1 protein-coding gene is annotated in these 19,709 nt (G+C 45.6%); it reads right to left on the bottom strand.

Annotation, left to right across the window (positions count from 1 at the left end; all coding sequences use genetic code 11):
- Nucleotides 1–102 precede the first annotated feature (102 nt).
- On the bottom strand, nucleotides 103–19,269 hold the full coding sequence (locus NX720_RS00715; protein WP_262598784.1) for a C80 family cysteine peptidase: 19,167 nt from the start codon (nucleotides 19,267–19,269) through the stop codon (nucleotides 103–105).
- Nucleotides 19,270–19,709: the final 440 nt, after the last annotated feature.

Below are 19,709 nucleotides of genomic sequence, written 5' to 3'. Positions count from 1 at the left end.
CCTGTTTGCGTAACCCGCCTGTCTGTCATGGCGGGTTACCTAAGCATTCATCTGTTAATGAGTATGAGAAAGTAGGCAAGCACCATTGATAATGCGCAAGCCCTAAGAATTACTCCCGGGTGTTGTGTTGCTCAGGGTTGAAGATATGTTCAGGCCCGGGGTCATGGTTGAGTTATACGTTGGAATAAGTGTTGTGGCTGGGGAGCCCGCATCGGATTTTGCAGCTTCGAACTGACTCATGGACTGTACCAGGGTGTTGATATGCCGGTAAATCTCTACACTGGCTCTGTTTTCTGGCCGAGGTTTGGGGTAGACGGTTTTTTCGCTCTCCATTAGCCGGTCTTCAAGAGTCTGCTGTGAGTCTGGCAATAAGCGACTGACCAGCGCCTTTGCTCCTTCAAGCAGCCGCTGTAGGCCCCGGGTTTTATTTTGTTCTCCGGTACCTCCGGAGCCCTGGTCGGCTCCAGTGATCCACTCTTGCGGGTTCTGACTGACCAGCCCGCCATGGAAATAGATGCTGCCCAGCGTGTTTGTGGACAATAGCGCAATGACCCGGCCGCTTTCCCTGGAGAGCAGCTGCAGGGTATGGTTATCGTTTAAGAGGCTGGCAATATTACCCGGACTATCCAGGTGGTGGCGCAGCACTCCAGTCTCTTTATCACAAAGAACCGGCAAAACATCCTCTGGAGCCATGTCCACCAGAAACAGGGTGAGGCTTCCGGCACCTTCCAGCTGCCGTAAGTCTGCCTTTGACTCAGGCGACAGAATGACCGTATGTTCCCCTTGGTTGTCTACCCCCCGGGCATTAACGGGAGCCCGGAGATCATAGATGTCGTCTCCGGCACCGCCCTTGAGAATGTTGATGCCAAGATTGTCATCCGGAAAGCTGTAACAGAAGTCTCTGGCTTGTGAAGCTGGATAATTTTTTGAGGTACTCAACACTGGTGAACCGGTCGCCACCATCAACAGGTCGTTACCTCCATGCCCCCGGACTTCCGTTGGCTTGCTCCAGCCTTTGCAGTAAAGAATATTGTCCAGACTGTTTCCATCCAGCAAATTTTGGCTGTCTTTATTGTCTGATTTTATTAGAACCGGCGCTGCATGGTTGAGCATAAAGGCTAATCGACTAAGGCTGAACAACTGGTTGCTTTCCTGGTCAGCCATGATTATGCCATCCAGGCCCGGCCATCGATCCAGAAGGGCGGCCAGCAGAATTGGTTGCAGATTACCAAAGTCAGGTAAGCGACCGTTCAGAGAACCCAGGTCAATGTGTTCATCAAACAGCACCGCCTGCCATTCCGGGTTTTCCCTGTTCAGCTCACGCAGCTCAGCGTCGATGACTGAGCCCTGTATGACCCGATAATGACGATGTTGCTGCTTTTTATTATCATCATTGATCAGCATGACATTAATAGCAGACTGCAGGTTGGAGAGTGCTCCGCTGCGAATCAGAACCTGGCCCAGCCAGGCTTCCCAACGGCCATTGCCTTCATTGCTACGAAAGATGAAGCGCAGCTGTGCTGGCTCATTAATGCCGTAAAGCACCACGTATACCGGTACTCTTTTCTTACCCTCCGGCAAGTTCCGCAGAACGTGGGGAAAGCGGGTTTCAGGTTTAATGCTAAAGGCTGGATCCGCCAGCTGTTTCTGGGTGATCAGAGGGAAGCCGGCATTTGTCGCCTGTTCACCCGCGCATTTGATGTACTTTTCACCTTCCGGCAATGGGTATGGCTTGTTGCAGCGAAAACGGAGCTCACCGATCCGGGGGCTGGCGGCCAGCCCCCGCTTCAGCCGCAAGTCATGGGTACATAAATGACAGTCGCTGCTGTCATCGAACTGAAGGGGGCGATACACCCGGTTTGCGGGTGAATGGGCTGCAGCCTGGCGAATCAGTACATCACCACTGGCAAACTGGCTTTGCTTGAGAGTGATAGACAGCCTGGCGTGATTATAACCGCCATGATTCTCTCGTTTGCTGAAGTGGATGACCAGCTGATTGCCTGAACGGGTGGGGGTGGCCCTGAAACCATCGGCAAGATCGATCAATAATGGGGTTTCTGGTGTTGGCGAGAAGGTGTAATGGGTGTTCTCCAGCGTTTGGTTATCCACGACGAACGGGAGCAGTACCTCCCGGTTTTTGGTAATGTCATCCTTCAGCCCGCTAAGCCAGAGACGTCGGTCATCAGGCGACATGAAACTGGTTTCACTGAAAATCAGTTGGGTGGGAGCGGGTGAGAGCCCGTCGAGGTCGGACCAGGCCTGGGCGATGACAATGTCACCTGAGTCAGGATCAAAGCGATCCTTCAATATCAGGTCATACCCCTTGCGCCGGGCTCTGAATTGATGGGAAGGTGCCCGGATTTGGATTCGGTTGTAGGAATCGGCCTTGTCGGTGCCGGTATCCCTGTTGAGGATAATGACGGTTTGACTGAAATAACGCAGATCACTGGGCAGCACAGTGAACTGATCGGCTCCCTGCTTGCCATCCAGGAGGATGCTGAAGTCGTTGCTGGCCTTGAAATCAGTGCGCAGCCTGACTCCATGGCTTCCGTCATCGGTATAAATGGTATCCATGTAGAACTTTGACGGAATGAGGTTATCGTCTCCATTGGTGCCGATCATCAATAGTTCTTTACCATTATCGATAAAGGACAGTTCGTCGAACTCCCCGATTTCAAAAGGTCCTGAGTGGGCTGTCTGGTATAGCTGGCGGGTGTCCTGGTTGTAGCACCAGGCTGTTGTGTGGTTGGAGCCTGAATCCCGGCTGCCAATCAGGGTCAGGGCATCGGTGTCAGCACTGGCCGGACCGATGAATGCCCTTTCTTGCCCTGAGTCATACCAGGCAGTATGGGTGTACTGACCAGGCATATTGTCGGCAAGTTTAAGGCGCAGCAGTTTATTCTGGGGGAAGCTGGCTAATGTCGTGTTCGGCAGCTGGTTCCCAAGGACGTCTTTCATCAGTTCGACCAGGTGTTTTTGGCGATGACTGAAATGGGTTCCCTGCATATCCGGATAGCGGTAACTGATGGGTTCTGTCTGGTCGAATGACTGGCTGTTCAGGTCGTAGCCGATTAATAACCGGTGATTTTCAGAGATCTCAAACAGAAATCCCCGGTGGTTGCCCAGCCAGAAGTTGTCCATCGCATTCCACTGGTAGTCGCCCTCAGGAGCCTCTTTCAGCTGACGGCAGGCTGGGGAAATTTTGTCCATAAATGCTGGCGGCAAGGTGTTGGCGAAGAAGGTGTTGCTGCCACAATAGGGGTGGTCATTCCCGGCCCCGGTCGGCAGGAACCGGAACAGCCCCGGCTGTTTTCCCCCGGACGTTTTGATGGTGGCCAGCAGGCCGTCAGCCACTTTTCCGCTGAACGTTACAGCGCTATTTGCAGGCAGGGTCAGCAAGGTGTTGTCCCTGGCGTCAAACCATAACTCCTGTTGTTTCAGGAAGTTCAGCTGGCTTTCCTGCAATTCAGTCACCAGGGGCAGCCCGATCAGGTCCGGGGCCACAAAACCGAACTGTTCGAACTGGCGGAATAAAGCCGTCAGTTCAACCTTGAGGTTGTCGATGAATGTTTTTGCCTGTGCGTCACTCCAATCACCCGAGGGGGGGAGGGGGCTTGCCGTTGTCGAGCCACTGGTCCGGGGAGAAGGTGTTGTACTGCTGTTGTTAAAGGACTGCCGATAAACTTTCTGAGCAATAAGCCCAAGATCCAGCCCTCTCAGGTAGGCACCATTAACCCTCGGTAGTTGGTGGTAATGGATCGGTCGGGAAGCTGAAAGCGGGATCGTTCTTCCGCTCTCAGGCAACTCCCAGCCGTCAAATTGATAAGCCTCCGACGAGGGATAGCTGGCCAGGCTTGAAGAGCGAACCAGGCTTTCGTCAGGAATCTCTATCATCATGCCGCTGTCGGTACTGGTGAGTATTCCACCCGGCTTTGACCAGATATGAGTAAACCGGCCATCCTGCTGGCGACTCAGGCGGTTTTTATGGTTCTTATCCAGCGCGATAATGGTGAACTCCGCAGCGTCATGAAGTTTGACCCATTCTGTGGCCGCCTCTGGCTGATGAATTCTGGCGTAGTACAGGTCTTTGGACTGCTCGCTGAGCATGACGTAAATCACATCCTCTCTCTGTCGGAAACGGTGCAGCGGTATGTGTTCACGGTGCAGTGTATCCATGACCGCAGGATTGAGCCTCAGGTAGTGGCGGCCATCAGTCTGGCTGATACACGGGTTGGATGGAATATCCCGTGGCAGGTGCAGGAGTCCGTCTGTGGCATTGAACCTGGCCCCCCAGTTTCCGCTTGTTCCCTTACTGTCCTGGCAATGGGTTTGCAGCTCCCGGGCACCGGGGAAATCAAAGAGACTGCTTAGGTAGGACATGGCTACTTTATTTTTCGGGTCGTAAAAGCCACTGGCGGTGATGTCATCAATGCCTTTGGTGTCGCTGATGTAAAGGGGCAGCATGCCTCTGTGTTGATGTAATTGACCGAAGGCTTCATCCAGTGACCCGGGAGAGGTACTGATGTATATGGCATTGGACCGGACATTGCCCGGTGGGTTGGCTGAAAGGGTGAAGGCCACTCCCTGTTCCGTTGTCACCAGATAACTGTTGATGCCATCTTCTGTGGTTTCCGGCTTGTCGATGGGGGTAAACGATTGAACCGGGTAGTTAAACCCATTGGAGTTCTGGAAAAGAGAATGAAGGCCATAATTCTGAATGTAGGTTGTTTTGAACAGCTTATTGATGACTTGCCCTGAGTACATACGCCTGGTTTTTGGGGCGTAGAAAAAATAATTGCTTTCCGGGTTGCCGCCAACAGGAATGACCTGCCCGGCGGCAACCGATTCCGGCAGAATCAGAAAAATTTCTGTCTTATGCTTCGTGTCGAACCACAGGGAAGTTCGTTTAAACAGGCGTCTATGTCGGAAGTAGGATTCATGTAGCCTGGGGATTGGTGCCGCATGGGTATCTGGGAAGTAGCAGTTAAACTCGCTTTTGGATAAGTCCGTAATATGCCAGTAAGTGCTGTAGGGGCTATATGTATGATCCGGGCAGTCTCGCAGTTTCACAGGCAGAAAACGTTTGCTGGGGCTGAAACGCCTGAGCACCTGCTCGAAGTCTTTAATGCGTGCAGCAGAGTTTGCTATGGGATGACTGGAGTACAGCAGTTGCACTTTGATATAGGTGGATTTCAAGTAATCATCCACCTTTTCTGATACTTTTGCGAACAGTGTATTGATGTCGAATCGCTGGCGACGACCCTCAGGTCGCAGGAATGGTTTAACAAGGCTGGAACTTAAAATCTTTTCGCCAAGCTTGCCTATTCCCTGTTGCCAGTTCTCTTTACTGGTCAGGAGCGGTTTTAATTCAGCGATATCACGCTGGATGGTGGACGGGGCAAAATAGGGACTGATGACCAGTAGTGCCCGGTCATCAACAATGTTGATTCGATATTGCTGATCCACGTCAGAGCCTGGCCAGTATCCGGTAAATACAATTTTGCTGGTAAGCCGGGTGGATTTTTTACCCGCCTTTGTCGGGGGAATGTTCCCGGTCAACTCTATGGTGAGCTGGCCTGCGGCCGGGTCAAAATGAACCTTGCAGTTAGTACTTTTTCCATTTTGCTTCTCTGAGCAGCGGTAGGCATTCTGGCGGTCTGGAGAACGGATAAACCATTGGACTGTGGTGTTTTGGGGATTATTGACCCATAGGTGTCTGACGGTTGTCGGGGCCTCTTCTTTTGTCTTTCCTGAGTTAGAAAGGCGCCTCAATAACTTCGATATCGTTGCGAGCACAGGATTGCGTGAATTCTTTCCGGGGCTTTCCCGGGTTGGCGCAGGGAAGAAGGTGAGAGTTTGAATGGCCTTGCTGCTAGCGGGTACCGAAACGTGGTAGTCCACTTTTCCGGTCAAATCCCTGGAATAAGGAAAAGCAAGTCGGTAGCTTTTATTATCCAGGCGAATGGTCGTGTTGGTTTTCAGGTATTTGTGATTATCGATACCCACCAGAACTTTTTGATAGGTTTTTGTTTCAAGCTTGCTGGTTGACCCCCCCGCGGGGCTACCCGCTCTTTTATAGTAATCCACTGAAGCCCTGGGATTAAAGCTCATTTTTGAATTGGTTTCCCCGGCCTCCTGAAACAGCTTTTTGACTTCCAGAGAGTCTGACCCGGTGACCGAGCTGTCTATATAACTCAAGTCAATTTGTTGATCAGGCATGACAGGCATAACAATGGTTGACGCGTCCTTTAAGAAGGCGTCCACATTGAAAGAGCCATCCTGACAGCCATAGTTCTCCAGCCGCCCGCCCGCTTTACAGGCGGATTTAAGGTAAGCTGAAATCAGATCCGCTTTTTCACGCTTGGTGAAGCTGGATGAGGTTTCATCATTCGAGTAAAGTCCGCCATCGCTTGAGATAAATGCTTCGAAGTCATAGGTGTCCACCATGAATCGGGTCATCTTAAGCGTCTTGCTTATCAGGTCAACTTCTTGAAAACCAAGTCGCAAGCCAGTGTCTTTTATAAAAGCCTTGACCAGGTTAATGAGTTTAGCCGGACCGTGTTCAATGCAGCCAGAAGGACTGAAGCTGTATGCAAATTTGTCACAGGTTCTTGGACTTTTGAGAAAATACTTCGGATCCATCTGGTCGTAAATAAATTTGAAAAACTTGTTAACTTCGGCAATAGCTTCCCGAGTACGCTGGTCAATGATCTTCTGCATTTCATCTTCAAGGTAAGAGCCAAAGAACATTGAAAAGATACTGTAAGCAGCGGCAATCACCCAGCCAACAGGGCCGGCGTAAGAGACAAAGGAAACCGCAAATCCGGTCCACTCCACAATCACCATTTTTTGGTAGAGGTCTTTAATTTCCGGGTCATCAATTTCTGACCAGACGTATGTGGTCAGGCTGGCGCTGGCCAGCGATAGCGCAGGATCAAGCAGCTTACCGGCTGTTTTAAGCCCTTTGATCATTTTCAGGGATTTTGTTGCTTTTATGGTCGTCCTGGCGCCGGTTGTAGCACCTTTCAGGGCAGAAAGCCTGCCTGCCGTTGACAGTTGCAGGTTACTCCCCGGTTTTGCCAGTGGCTTGAGGGTTTTGGTTTTGCTCAACTCTGCCAGGTCCTGAACCAGCTCAATGGCTTCGATAGCGCCTAATCCCAGGTTGATAAACGCCTGGGCCTGCAACGACCTGTGGACGGAGTCGCTCATCCAGGGCAGTTTGTCGATGGTGTCCAGAATGGTTTCAGCCCTAGCCCATGCGGCTACCATTTGGGCAGTATCCGCCACAGAGACCAGGGCAAGCCCTTTTTGTGTGCTGCTGTTTGGTCGAACCAGCTTTTTGATATTCCGTGAGAAGGATCCCATGGCCTTGCTGGCTTTGGTCTGGCCAAAGCTTTTTTTCACAGCAAAGGGAACGTCGGATGTAAAGGAGGTCGGCTGAACATCCCTGGTCGTCGGATGAACAAAGTCCATACTCCAGCCCTGATCCGTTTTTTTCAGGGTATCCAGTATCGGGATGTAATCGTCGCTGAGGTTATGGTCTGCGTAGATAGACGACATTACATCAGTAAAAGCCAGAGCCAGAGCCTCTGCTTTTATCCGCTTTTCAGCCAGCTGACTGGCTGGATTGGGAGTTATTAGCTGACCGGTTTGTCGCACAAGCGGCAGGTCGGGAGGAGTGACCTTGTTTTTCAGGCCATTGAGTCGAATCACTTGCTCCAGCCGATGGTAGGCCACCGGATCAAGGCGAGGGTGTGTCGTGCCTTCGGGACGGGGGGAGGTCAATCTCAGCACAGTGCTTTCGTGAGCCCGGAGGATGAACTCAGGGGCATTTTTTTCATTGGCGGATTTAAACCTGAAACTGCCAATGCGGCTGAAGCTGCCCTCGGGGCGTTTGGTGAAGGTCTTGATGAAGGCTTTAAAGGCGTCATGGTCGCCGTCTGTGTTTTGCAGCAACACTGAACCGATGGATTCCTGATGGCAGAACTGGCTGACAAAGCTATTCAGGCGGTTCACTGCCGATGGTTCTGTTGAGCTGGCCTCACCGAGTTTACCCACAAACGACAGGCTGTTATAAGCGCCTCCGGGAATGCGGGTAACCGTTCCACCATACGGCGACAGCAGTATACCCCGGGCGGGTTTGTAGAGCAGGGTTTCTGTCCCCGGGCGATGCCTGTTCTGTTGCTGCGCGGCCAGCCAGCTGTCCTCGTCAAGGGCGATGGTGGTATGGAAGCCGCGCACTGGTTTGTTGCTGAGTTGACTATCGGCTTTCTGGTTTCTTATGGCTTTCAGCCGGGCCTGAATCCTGGCAAGAAGAGAGTCAGGCCGGGTGGGGACGGCACCGATGTCCAGGCCGGGATAATTCGTGCCCGGGAGAGTGATAATAGTTCTGGGATTGTCGGAGCGGCGCAGCAACCAGTTGACGAAACGATTGATTTTTCTCTTCAAAACTACCGGATCAGGTTTTATGCAGCCCGTATCGCGCCTTGATCGTCCGGAAGAAGAGCAGCTCGCCCCGGAAATACCGAGTACTTCTCTGGTCAGCACCTCCTGCTGCTGATGATACTGGTTTTCAAGGTTGTTCAGGTTATCGATTTTGTATCCCAGTAAGGTAGCCCTGGCCTGGAAGGTGACATCGGTAGCCTGGGATGCGATTGCGGCAACAGTATCCTTCAAGATCTGTTTCTCGCTACCCAGCATCAGCCAGATGTTTTTACCTTCTTTGTCGATGAGGTTATGCAAATGGATAAGTGTGCTGTTGAGGGGCTCGGGCGAGTGACCATCAATTTCAGGTCTACCTGTGTTCGATTGGTCTTCAGCACTTGTCTGGAGTTGGGAGATTTTTATCTTCAGCTCACGCACGGCATTGTTGATACTGTCAGGTGTATTGAGCAGGTTTGTCGGTGGACGAAGTGTTTCAGACTGTCCCGGGTTATGCCAGGGCTGAACATTCTGGTTGCGGCCTCCCCTTTGCTCCGGGGTCGTGTGCAGGAATGCTGGCTGGCTGGAACCGGGTATGGAAAGTGCCTGGGGGTTCGACCAGTCCATGATAGGAGAAGGTTGAGGGGCTCTGTTCTGAGTGCCAGAGGTTTGACTGCCTGCCAGATTATTGAGGGTATGAGTGCTTAAGCGGGCTTTCTTTCTTGGGGGGGCTTTATCGGTATCGCTGGTTTCGGTATCGCTGGTTTCGGTGTCGCTGGTTTCGGTATCGCTGGTTTCGGTATCGCTGGTTTCGGTATCGCTGGTTTCGGTATCGCTGGTTTCGGTGTCGCTGGTTTCGGTGTCGCTGGTTTCGGTGTCTCTGGTTTCGGTGTCGCTGGTTTCAGTATCGCTGGTTTCGGTGTCGCCCTGTGTCAGGGAGAGGGGTTGATCTGCAGTTTGACTGTCAGCCGGGTCTGGGCTGTTTGCATGAGCAGAGTCAAAAGTGACAAATTCCTCTGTTGTTAAAGCAATCAACGGACGTTGTTCATCAGAGGTCGGGACAGGCAGTTGGCTATGGGGGACTGTAGGGGTTGACGTTGGTTCGCCGGGTAAGGAGGAAATGAGAGCTGCACTGATTTTCAGTCCTTGAGGGGAGTCAAAGAAAGACCGGAATTGTTCGCTATCTCTCTTGTAATTTTTGATTGGCATCTTATGGAAAGGATTCAGCTCTTTATCATCAAAAACATAACTCAGAGGTGTCGTTAGCTGGCTGCGGGTCTCTGCTTCCAGGGCAATAACAAAAGCGTATTTAAACGCCAGTCGTCGGGCATCACTGTCGTCCTGTATCGTTATTTGCCCTATGCGCATAGTGTTTAGTTTTGCATTGATCAGATCCTTCAGTGCTGGAGCGCTGGCAGGTAATGCGATGTTCGTGCTGCCATCGGTATTGATAGAAAACTTAAGGTTGCCTCCCCGACCCGAAAGGTCTGACTGGGATAAATGTGGACGCTGTTCCAGAAAGCTTTCGGGTGTCTGACCCCGGCCTGCATCCTGTATTTGAGTCAGCTTCCTGAGGAGGGTGCTACCTTTTTCCGATGTGAAAAATGTTCTGAAGTTGCTGGTGGTTTGTAAATATTTTTTACTGTAGTAAAATTGACGGGAAGATAAAAGCGGCTCTAGTTCTTTTCGATCGAATGAGTGCCTTAAGGGGTCGAAAAAATCAGAGGTTTTTGTTGTTTCTATGGCAGTCTCAAGTGCAAATTTAAAACCCCTCCAGCCCTGGAGGTTGTCAGAATAGGCTTCAATGGAATGTACGCCAGAATCGTACAGTTTAAATAACATTAAATCTTTCAGGCCATAAACGTCAGCAACTACCTTGAGATTGAGGCTTCCATCCGGATTAATGGTAAACCTCAGATTTTTTTTGAAAGCCTGACGACCCTCTGGCAGAAGGCGGGGCTTTTCATTATGATCTCTGGGGGTGAGGCTCTGATCATTACTGTTTGTATAGTGAATGCTGTTTGCTACTTCTTGTCCTTTACTCGTGGAAAAGAAAGAATAAAATGAATAGACTCCAGAAGAATAGATTTTTTCGTTGAGTATCTTTACAGATGAAAGTTCTTCATCGTTAAAGCTTGTTCTGAACAATTCCATTAGCTCAGAATGATTATATATGGTAATAGCCGCTAAAAAGGCAGATTTAAAACTGTTCAGTGTTGTATCGTTGCTACTACGAACAGTAATGCTGTTGATGTTCAGGCTATTAAATTTGAATAGCATGAGCTCACTAAGGCCATGAGCACTAGCAGGTATTTCAATATCAACATTTCCATTTGTGTTGACGCTGGTTTTCAGGAATCGCTCATCATGGGTTGACGCAGTTTGGCTGGTCATTCCCAACTGGTTTTTTTTATGGGTTGAGCTGGTGGATTTTGAAGGTGTGCTAACAACGGGCTTGGTAATATCGTTATTATAGTGTTGTACCATAACGGCGTTGACTGTTTGAAAGCTTATGGTATTACCTGAAGTTTGTTCAAGACTTTTTAATTTTGATAATTGGGAATCTAAAATATTATCGTAATCATTTTCTTGATGATGTTTTATTTGTAAATTCAGGCTTTTTATTATCGGTCTGGTTGAATGGTTTACATCCTCATCATCCGTGTTACCGATTATGCTTCTGGTGAAGTTAATTATGGATTCTTTTAGTACGTCAATATTATCCCGGATACTGGAATAATCGACGAGTACTTCAAGCTCAGTTTCCGTATCTGGTATAAAGGGTATTCCACTGTGGAGATGGTAACCATAGATGGTTTGCAATCCGTCATTGTTGAGTTTCTTAAGATAAACAGGGGTATGAACACTGACCCCGCTGGGATAGCTCTGGAAATCTTCCCAGGCTGTTGCAACAGCGTCAGGGTTTTGGTCAAACAGAAAAATGATTTTGTTTTTTGCTGTTTGGTCTGCGGAATGGGCAAGTGACTCAGGTAACTGATTATCGTGGTCATAATACAGAAATGTATGATGACTTAACGAGTAGACTAAGCCTCTGGTACGGCTGCCTTCGTTTTTATAGGAAGATCGTGATAATAGTTTACCAAGGAAGTCTATTTGGTTAACAGGCGATCCGTAAGGGCCACTCTGAATGATGTTTTTAAGACAGGTCTGAGATGTCAGGTCAATATAATTTTTTTCAGTCTCCTGGCTTTGGGATTTTGCATTCAGACGTTCGATCAGCTGCGTATCATTTTCTGTTTCATCAAATAATGTTTCCAGGAAAGCCAACTGTCTGGAGGTGACTGAATTTTCTATTCCTGTCTTTGGAATAGAAATGATTACGCCTGAATTTTTTATGTTGTAATCAATTCTTCTGGTGGTAAGAGCACCTTCCAGGGGGTGAATTGGTATGTCTAAGTTTCCGTACCTGCCTTGTTGTAACGCTTTTTCCATAGTGTTCAAATATAATCCCTTAAACAGTTCCTGAATTATATCCGCTTGCTTTTCTCTGACAGCTGAGGTGGTTGATTTCTTGAAAAATTTTTCCTCCAGCTCGGAATCATTTTTGGTGTTGGGTGTTTGGTAGAAATCAAGGGCATCTCTATCATCATCGTTTAAAGGTGGAATAATACGACTGTGTTCAAGAATGCTGGCAAACAATCTGACCAGGGAAGCAGCTGTTGAGCGATTTTCATAAGGTATACTCAGAGAGTCTAATATATGATGATGTAATCTTTTACCATTCAATTCGGGCAGCACTCCCGCTTGAATAGTCAAGCCCCCTTGATTGATAACAATATATGAACGAATAACCCTCTCAGCCATTTCTCTGTTGCCAAAATAATAGGCCAGCCATGAGTAAAGGTTATAGCCTTTTTCCCGGCTAGCCTGAGTTGACGGATTGCTTTTCGGGTCAGCAATATCTACAACATTGATACCTGATTCCTTAATGATACTCAGGTATTTCTGATGTTGTTTTTCTATTGCTATTAATTTTTTTTCACCGGCTTCATCCAGTACCAGTTGTCTCAACTTTACAATATCCAGTGAACCGTTACTTTGAAAAACACGGGAGATTATCTTTTTTCGTTTGTCGAAGGCTATTTCTTTAAGCTGTTTCTTATCAATTGTGCCGATGGTTTGAATTAACTGGTCTTTGCAGGACTCCATAATGTGTTTATCGAGAAGCGTAAGGTAAACGATTGCCGAGTCAATGTATAGAGTGACTGGAAGGGGCTGTTTATTATTTTCTGATATCACGAATTGGGTAACTTTCCAGATGTGGAGGAACACAAAGTCGACAACATTCAAAGGACCCAGTTTGACAATATTGATGTTTCTGGGTATGAGAGCTTCATTTGAAAATGATTGATATGAAAAAATTTCTCTGGCATGCACTTTCAGTTTTGATCTATCTAGATGAGTACGATACTCTGACTCCTGATCATTTGTAGACCGTACCGCAATGTTAATGGCTAATCTGCGCTCTTTTTTTGGAATTTCTATGTCCCTGGCCAACTGCTTAATTGATTCTGGTTCACTGTTATCAGGTTGTACGATCAGCATACCAACCTGAAAGGGGCTGCTGGTGGTAATAAAGGATTTTATGGCTTCCAGGGCATCACTGCCGTGCTGCAGCACATTGATGTCCATACCAGCTAAAGTGAGTCGCTTTATTTTTCCACCTTTAGCCAGGGTTGATGTGATTGCGGTCAGGTTTTCAGTCGTAAGAGTTGATGCATTGCAGACAATCGTTAGTCCATTAAAGTCCCCAGCCTCAAGGGCAAAGCTAACCTTGCCATCTGCAGACAGCAAGACGAAGCCGGAAGATGGCGTTTGCTTAAGCAGAAAGGCCCTTGCATAATCGCCGACCTCATTTGCCAGGGCTTTTGCCCTGGTAAATGAATCTTCATCGGCACCGATGAAGTTATGTCTTCCTCGTCGTTTATCAGCTTCGGCTCTGCCCTCCTGCCGACGGATGTCATTATACTCCTGCTGTAATAAAGCCTGCCGGGGATTGTCTGAGGTGTCCATCAATGCAATGTCGATATCCGCGCTCGCGTGCAGCTGGGTGTCCGGACCGGAGAGTAATCCCAGGGCATAGGCGATCTCACGGGTTCGGCTATTACAGCTGCTACTGGTTGGGGAGCGTCTGGAGCGTCTGTCGTGGCAGGAAAGCTTATCATCATTCAGGAGGATATTATAAAATGGTTTCCGGTATCGATAGTTCAGGATTGAGGCACCGGTATTTGTGGTAGGGTCAAGATGGTAAATATGAAAAAACTGCCCTTCATATACTCTTTTCCTGAGTATTAAAAAGGCAGCCTCTTTTTCAGATTCGGTGTGATACTCCTCAATGGCTGTTTTTAACTCCTCTATCTGAGTAGGGTAGCGGTTTTTATATAAATTAAGCCAGTTTTTATAGGTTGAAGCATTTTCAGTGAATTTGAGTGCTTTAAGCAACCTTTCGATAATGTCGATGTTATCGTTTGCGTAAACAATGTACTTGACCTTTGTAGTACTATCTAACGCGTGTTTAACAAAATCTTTGATCGATACATACAGGTAGCTCCTGTCTTCAGTTTTTGATGGATGCCACTTAGTCAGAAATACACCTGGATAAAGATTGCTATCAGGTAATGTTTCATCAATGAGTGAAATGTCTGGTTTGTAAGAGGCTAAACCAATTTTTGACCGGTAGTTAACCCTCTTGCTGTCAGGATCCAGAGTAAAAACATAACGTGTTAATTCCGGTAGTGGCACATAAGAATTTTGTTCTGATAGCTCACCTGTGTCTTGGTTTTTATATTTTCTTGCTAAAGCATATCTATGTTTATAAAAATTGCCGGCTGATACAGTACGGTTTGTTGCGGTTGCTGTGACAGTATAAATTCCTTTTTCAGCCAGGCGTCTTAAAAAATCAGGCAGATACGCAGTCTGGTTCTGACCAAAAACACCATTAAAGTCACTAACTGACTCAGCACTGTCACAAACCAAAAAAGATATGTTTTTTAATGTGGTTTTTTCAGGTATTATCTCTGCCAAAAGATCAGCTAACTCTTCCGAAGAAAAATTCTCAACTCTAAACTTGCTTGTTTCTTCTGAGTCGCTATCTGTTTCTGCAGGCTGACCATGTCCTAAAATAATTACTTTTGTCTTTTTGCCAATGTTTGTAAATTTATTCCCTCTTATAATCCGTAATCTCTTCGAATCCCAGCGATAAAGAACACTATCTTCAGGCAGGGAGGAATTGATATAAGCTTCGAAACCGGCTTGTCTTAAATCTCCTTCTACATTCAGGTCAATAAATATAAGACTGTCGTATGAAATACTTCCAAAAATTTCTAATTTGTTAAAGCTGTAAGGTTTTATTTCTGTGTTGGATGATGGACTATCAGAACTGTAGAATTCGATGAAACCAACATTGAATACGCCACTTCTTGCGGCACGCTCAAAAGCTTTTCTGCTCATGAGTTCATTGCTGGTGCTGTATTCAGCCATAGAACCCATGACCAGGTTGAACGCTGCCAGTGTTATTTTGTTGAGGCTGGTGTCGTTTAATGAAATGTTCCTGTTGAATTTGTAATAACTTAGAAGCTCTTCTTTTATATGTAAATGAATATCTTCTGCAGTCATGGCTGCGTTGCTATATTTTGATGCAATTCCGTAGATTGAAAGGGTTTCTCTGATAATAGCGCTGATTATTGGAGAATTTGGTAATGCCTCCAACACTAAAGGTTGCCGAAGTCTTTCTCTACCTTTGTCTCCAATATTCAACATATTGTTTGAAATTTTTGCCTCACTAATTTTCAGAAAAAAGCTTTTATAGTTGTTAGTGTTTACAGCGCTTTTTATATTAGATAGTTCATTTTGTGAAACGGATGTTTCTGTTTTCTGGTCTAAGTAGTTCTGTGGATTTGATATTATGTTTTCTCTGTGAAGTTTTTTAAGTATTTCAAGTATTATGACTGCTTCTAATGAGCTTCTATTCCTCTGTTCTTCTAAATCTGAATCTGAATCTGGATCTTGCTCTGAATCTGATTCTGATTCTGATTCTGAAGCTGGATTGTCAGGTATTCTCCGTTTTAAGAATATCCTTCGGTTAATTTTCGGGAGCAAATCGGTGTCAAAATAACGCCCCCCTTCTATGGAAATTGCATTAAGGCCTATAATCCTTTCTGCTAACCAAGAGTCAGACAGGGATAGACTTGTCTGTATTATATCAGAAAAATTATTTCTCCAGACTTCAGTGCTAGAGAATTCAACAGGTTTTACATTTTTTATTAAGCTAGCCTTTCTTATGAATTCACTACCTTCGTTTATTTCAGATATAACATTTTCTTTGATCTCTGGTGAAAACGAAGACTCCAGTCTTTCTTCAAGTGGCTGGTCTGTATTATATTTTTCAAATGTATTGATTAGTTCCCATATACCTTCTTTAAAAGAACTGTATGAATTAGGATAACCACTGTCAGGTATCTCTTCCTTTAAACTAGTAAATAGGGCTTTATAAAGAGCCTTTCGTAGTAAAAATTCATCGCTATACCATAACCTTAACGTATGAGTTGGGTTTATATCGGACCATATCTTCAGGTGATCAAGGAGGTGCTTGTGATTATTCGGGTTAATAATGCTGAAATGGATTATTTTTGGGATTGGATGTAGTAGTGCGGCATTCAACAAAACAGGGTGGCCGGGGCTCTCATTATTATCAGGGCGTACAGTGAGATTTTTGATGGAAGGAGTAATATCGGACAGAAGACTTTTAATACGTTGTGCCAGTTGTTTAATGGGTTCTGCTTCAGTGGTCAATGGCTGAATTACCAGTGTATCGACCTGGGCTCCATCAGGGATGTTGGCAATAAAGCGCATTATTTCATCGAGGCTTTTGCTGCCCTCTTGCAAGCTGTCAACCGTCATTCCGGTTAACGTCAGCTGAGTAATTTTACCCTCTGGTGTGAGTTCATTGATCAGGTCAACAATGAGTTTGGCATTCAGGCTTTCACCCCGTCCAAACAGGGTGATCGGGTTGTCAGGGCCAGCCTCTATGGCAGGTTTAACCTGAGTCTCAGGAGTAAGTAGTACCAAACCGCAAGAGGCAGTGGCTTTCAGTAGAAAAGCACTGGTTTTCTCATCCCCTGCTGCCATTGCCCTGTTTTTTGCCAGAGTGAACGAGGCTTCGTCCAGAGCAATCAGACCATGGTAACCTCTGTGTGTTTTTAGTTCGATCCGGGCTTCTTCCCGACGGGCTTTGACGTATTGCTGCTGGAATTCAGCCAGCTGTTCATCCTGTGAGGTGTCGACCAGGGCGATATCAGTATTTGCGCTGTTTATCCTGAGCTCAGTGTCGGGGCCTGATAACAGATTAAGGTTTGATACTGCCTCTTCTGTTTTGCTGCTGCAATTATCACCACCAGTAGGTGAACGGCTGATTCGACATCCAGATACAAAGGATGTTGAAATACGGGCGAACTCTCCCGGGTAAAGGTAATTCAGTGCCTTGGCGCCTTCTGATGTATGAATATCCAGATGGTAAAATTCTAATAAATTACCGTTTTGAACCCTGGACTTCATGCGCTGGAAAGCGGCTTCCCTGTCTGAATCTGAAGTGTATACCTGTTCGATTGCAGTAATTGTGGTTAGCTGGGAAGGCCGGAATATTTTAATTCCTTCAATCCAGCCTTTATAGGACGCATAATTGAAAGCAAGCTTAAGCTGTTTTATTAAGTGTAAAAGAGCATATATGTTTTTGTTGGTGACGATTACCCGGTCAGAAGTAGCCTTTTTCAACATTAATTCCAAAATGGCTTTTTCCGGCTTAGTGATTAATATGTTCTTTTCCTCACCCGGTGGTGTCATTTTCTTGTTCAGGAATACGCCGGGGCTTAGATTGCTGTTGGGAAGTTTAGGATCAATTACACTGATGTCGGGATCATAAGAAGATAATCCGGGTTTTGCGTAGTAGTATATTCTTTCTTTTTCTATATCGTGTCTGAATGTATATCGTCCTGAGTAGGGGGTGGCGACCATCTTGCGTTTATTTGAACCTTCCATGGTATAAGTGAATATTTTTTTTCCTATAGCACTGGCTGTAACCTCCGTGCTGGATGCTGTAACTTCTATAGCATTGATTTTATTGTTTTTCATGGCCATTAAAAATTGTGGTATGAAATGGTCACTATCCTCACGGATGACACCTCCGTTATTAGAAAATTCTTTTACAAGATCGCAGGACAGGAAGTTTATTTCTTTGACATTCATGCCTTCCGGGGCGATTTTTTTTAAGGCTGTTACAATGATTTCTGGTGAAGCGCCAGCAATTGTAACTTCGCCCTCAAAAGAAGTTGCCCCATTACCTATTTGACTATCAGAGTCAACTAGCAGGGTATTGTGTCCTGTTATAATGATACGTGTTTTTCTATTGATGCTGGTGAGAGGTTTCCCCTGTAATACCTGCAAATTCAGTGCTTTCTCCTCTGGATTTAAGAAATACATTACACTGCGGCCGGGTATGGATTTGTTTTCATAATAATCCCGGTCGGTGATTCTAAATTCTTCTGAACCGATTTTAAGGTAAATCAGGCTGTCGTAGCTGGCTCGACCAAATAACTCATACTTATTAAAGTCGTAGGCTTTTATCCCTTTACTTTGTTCCGGAGTATTTGATGAGTAAGCATCAAAGTCAATAGATTTGATTGTTTGTTTATCCGTTAGATATTTAGCAGTACGTTTAAGAGCTTCTGCTCCATAAAACTCAGAGTCAAAAAAGTAGTCATTGCTATTTGCATAATTAAGGCTGAATAAGGCGCTGGTAATGGCTTTTATTTTTTTTTCGGATAAGGCGATGCCTTTATCTGTGAAATGTTTTTGTAGAATATAAAACGTTTTTCGATAGGTTAGGGAACTTTTATCAGTGGAGTGAATTATCTTATAAAGAGTGATAATTTCCGACCGGGCTTCTATGGAGAAAGCTGACTTGGGATGTGCTGCAAATATGATGGGTTTGTGGCTTGCTGTTCCCGGATTGTTGCCTAGCAGAATCTGATTTTGATTAAGCGTTATTTCACCTAAAGGCAATAATAAATTATCAGAATTTGTGTTCTCTATGATATCTTTTATTTTGTCAAAAGTAGTTCTTGGAATCGCTGGGTAATCTCTGTAACTAATCTGTTTCTGAACGGATTCAATGCTTCCACCGCTGTAGAGTTTTCTTAAAATAAGATCTATCTTTGCTCGTTCCAGAATTGATTTATCTAAATTTTCGTCACTTAGTCCCTGAAATATACTTTCGTTTAATTTAGGCAGACTGTTTTTGTCAAGTAATATTCCCCCATTCATATCCATGTTTTTCAGGCTGAGATAGGTTTCAGCCAATTGTGAGTCGCTCAAAAATGCACTCTGCGTTAACATTTCTATTTCGTATTTATCTAAATTAAAATCAATATAATTTATCTTTATATTTGCTATTTTTTTAAGTTTTTCAAATGACTGATCTATTGCGTCAAAGTCTTTGGTTATTTTTCCAAGTTCTGGCTGCTTAATCTTGGATTGAATGACTGTTCTGTAGTTTTTTACTGATACTTTCTTTATTATGCCATCTATTTTATCCGATATTTCATTTCGGATTCTGATCGATTTAAGAAAATCTTCGGATAATATGGCTTCACGTCTGCTTTTATCAAAAAAGTGTTTGTAAATACTTTTTTTAAGGGATAGTTTTATGTCGCCTGATACTATTATCTCGTAATCAGGATTCGTTTTTGCCCATAATTTTATGTAGTCAACCTGCTCTGCCGATAGTGGGTTGATAGTGAAAAAATGGGCTTTTTTAGTCATGATATCAGGCATTACTAACTCCAGATTTGATAACTGAAATATTACTTTTTAGCGGGTTATATTTTTGGATCCGTAGTCTGGCATATTTCTTATTGAAATTTTTGCAATACGACATAAGTTGTTTAATGTAGTATTGCTTTACTCTTGAAAAAGCAGGTTCTGAAGACAGGTCTGGTATTGTTATCAGTACAAAGATGCGAGTTTCATCTTTGCCACAGGCAAGGTTGTGAAAACCTAAATTAGTATGAGGCATTAAAAAATACATGGTAAACCCTAACGCAAAAGGGGTGATCTGATCCTTTCCGTCAGTATCAGGCTTTGTTGCTCCTCTCAAATTTAAGGAGCATAGACGATACAACCGATTCTGCCAAATAACGCAGGCATTTATGCGATAAAATGTTGCAGGTTTGCCATTCGCATTGTATTAGAAGACGACGATATTCGTACATTAG

Origin of the sequence: Endozoicomonas euniceicola, assembly GCF_025562755.1 — a bacterium.
Lineage (GTDB): Bacteria > Pseudomonadota > Gammaproteobacteria > Pseudomonadales > Endozoicomonadaceae > Endozoicomonas_A > Endozoicomonas_A euniceicola.
The sequence above is the reverse complement of the archived record's forward strand: the minus strand, read 5'-3'. Positions and strand labels throughout refer to the sequence as shown.

Coding starts and splice junctions, on each gene's coding strand:
- NX720_RS00715 (WP_262598784.1), bottom strand. CDS start 19,269: ATGCCTGATATCATGACTAAAAAAGCCCATTTTTTCACTATCAACCCA.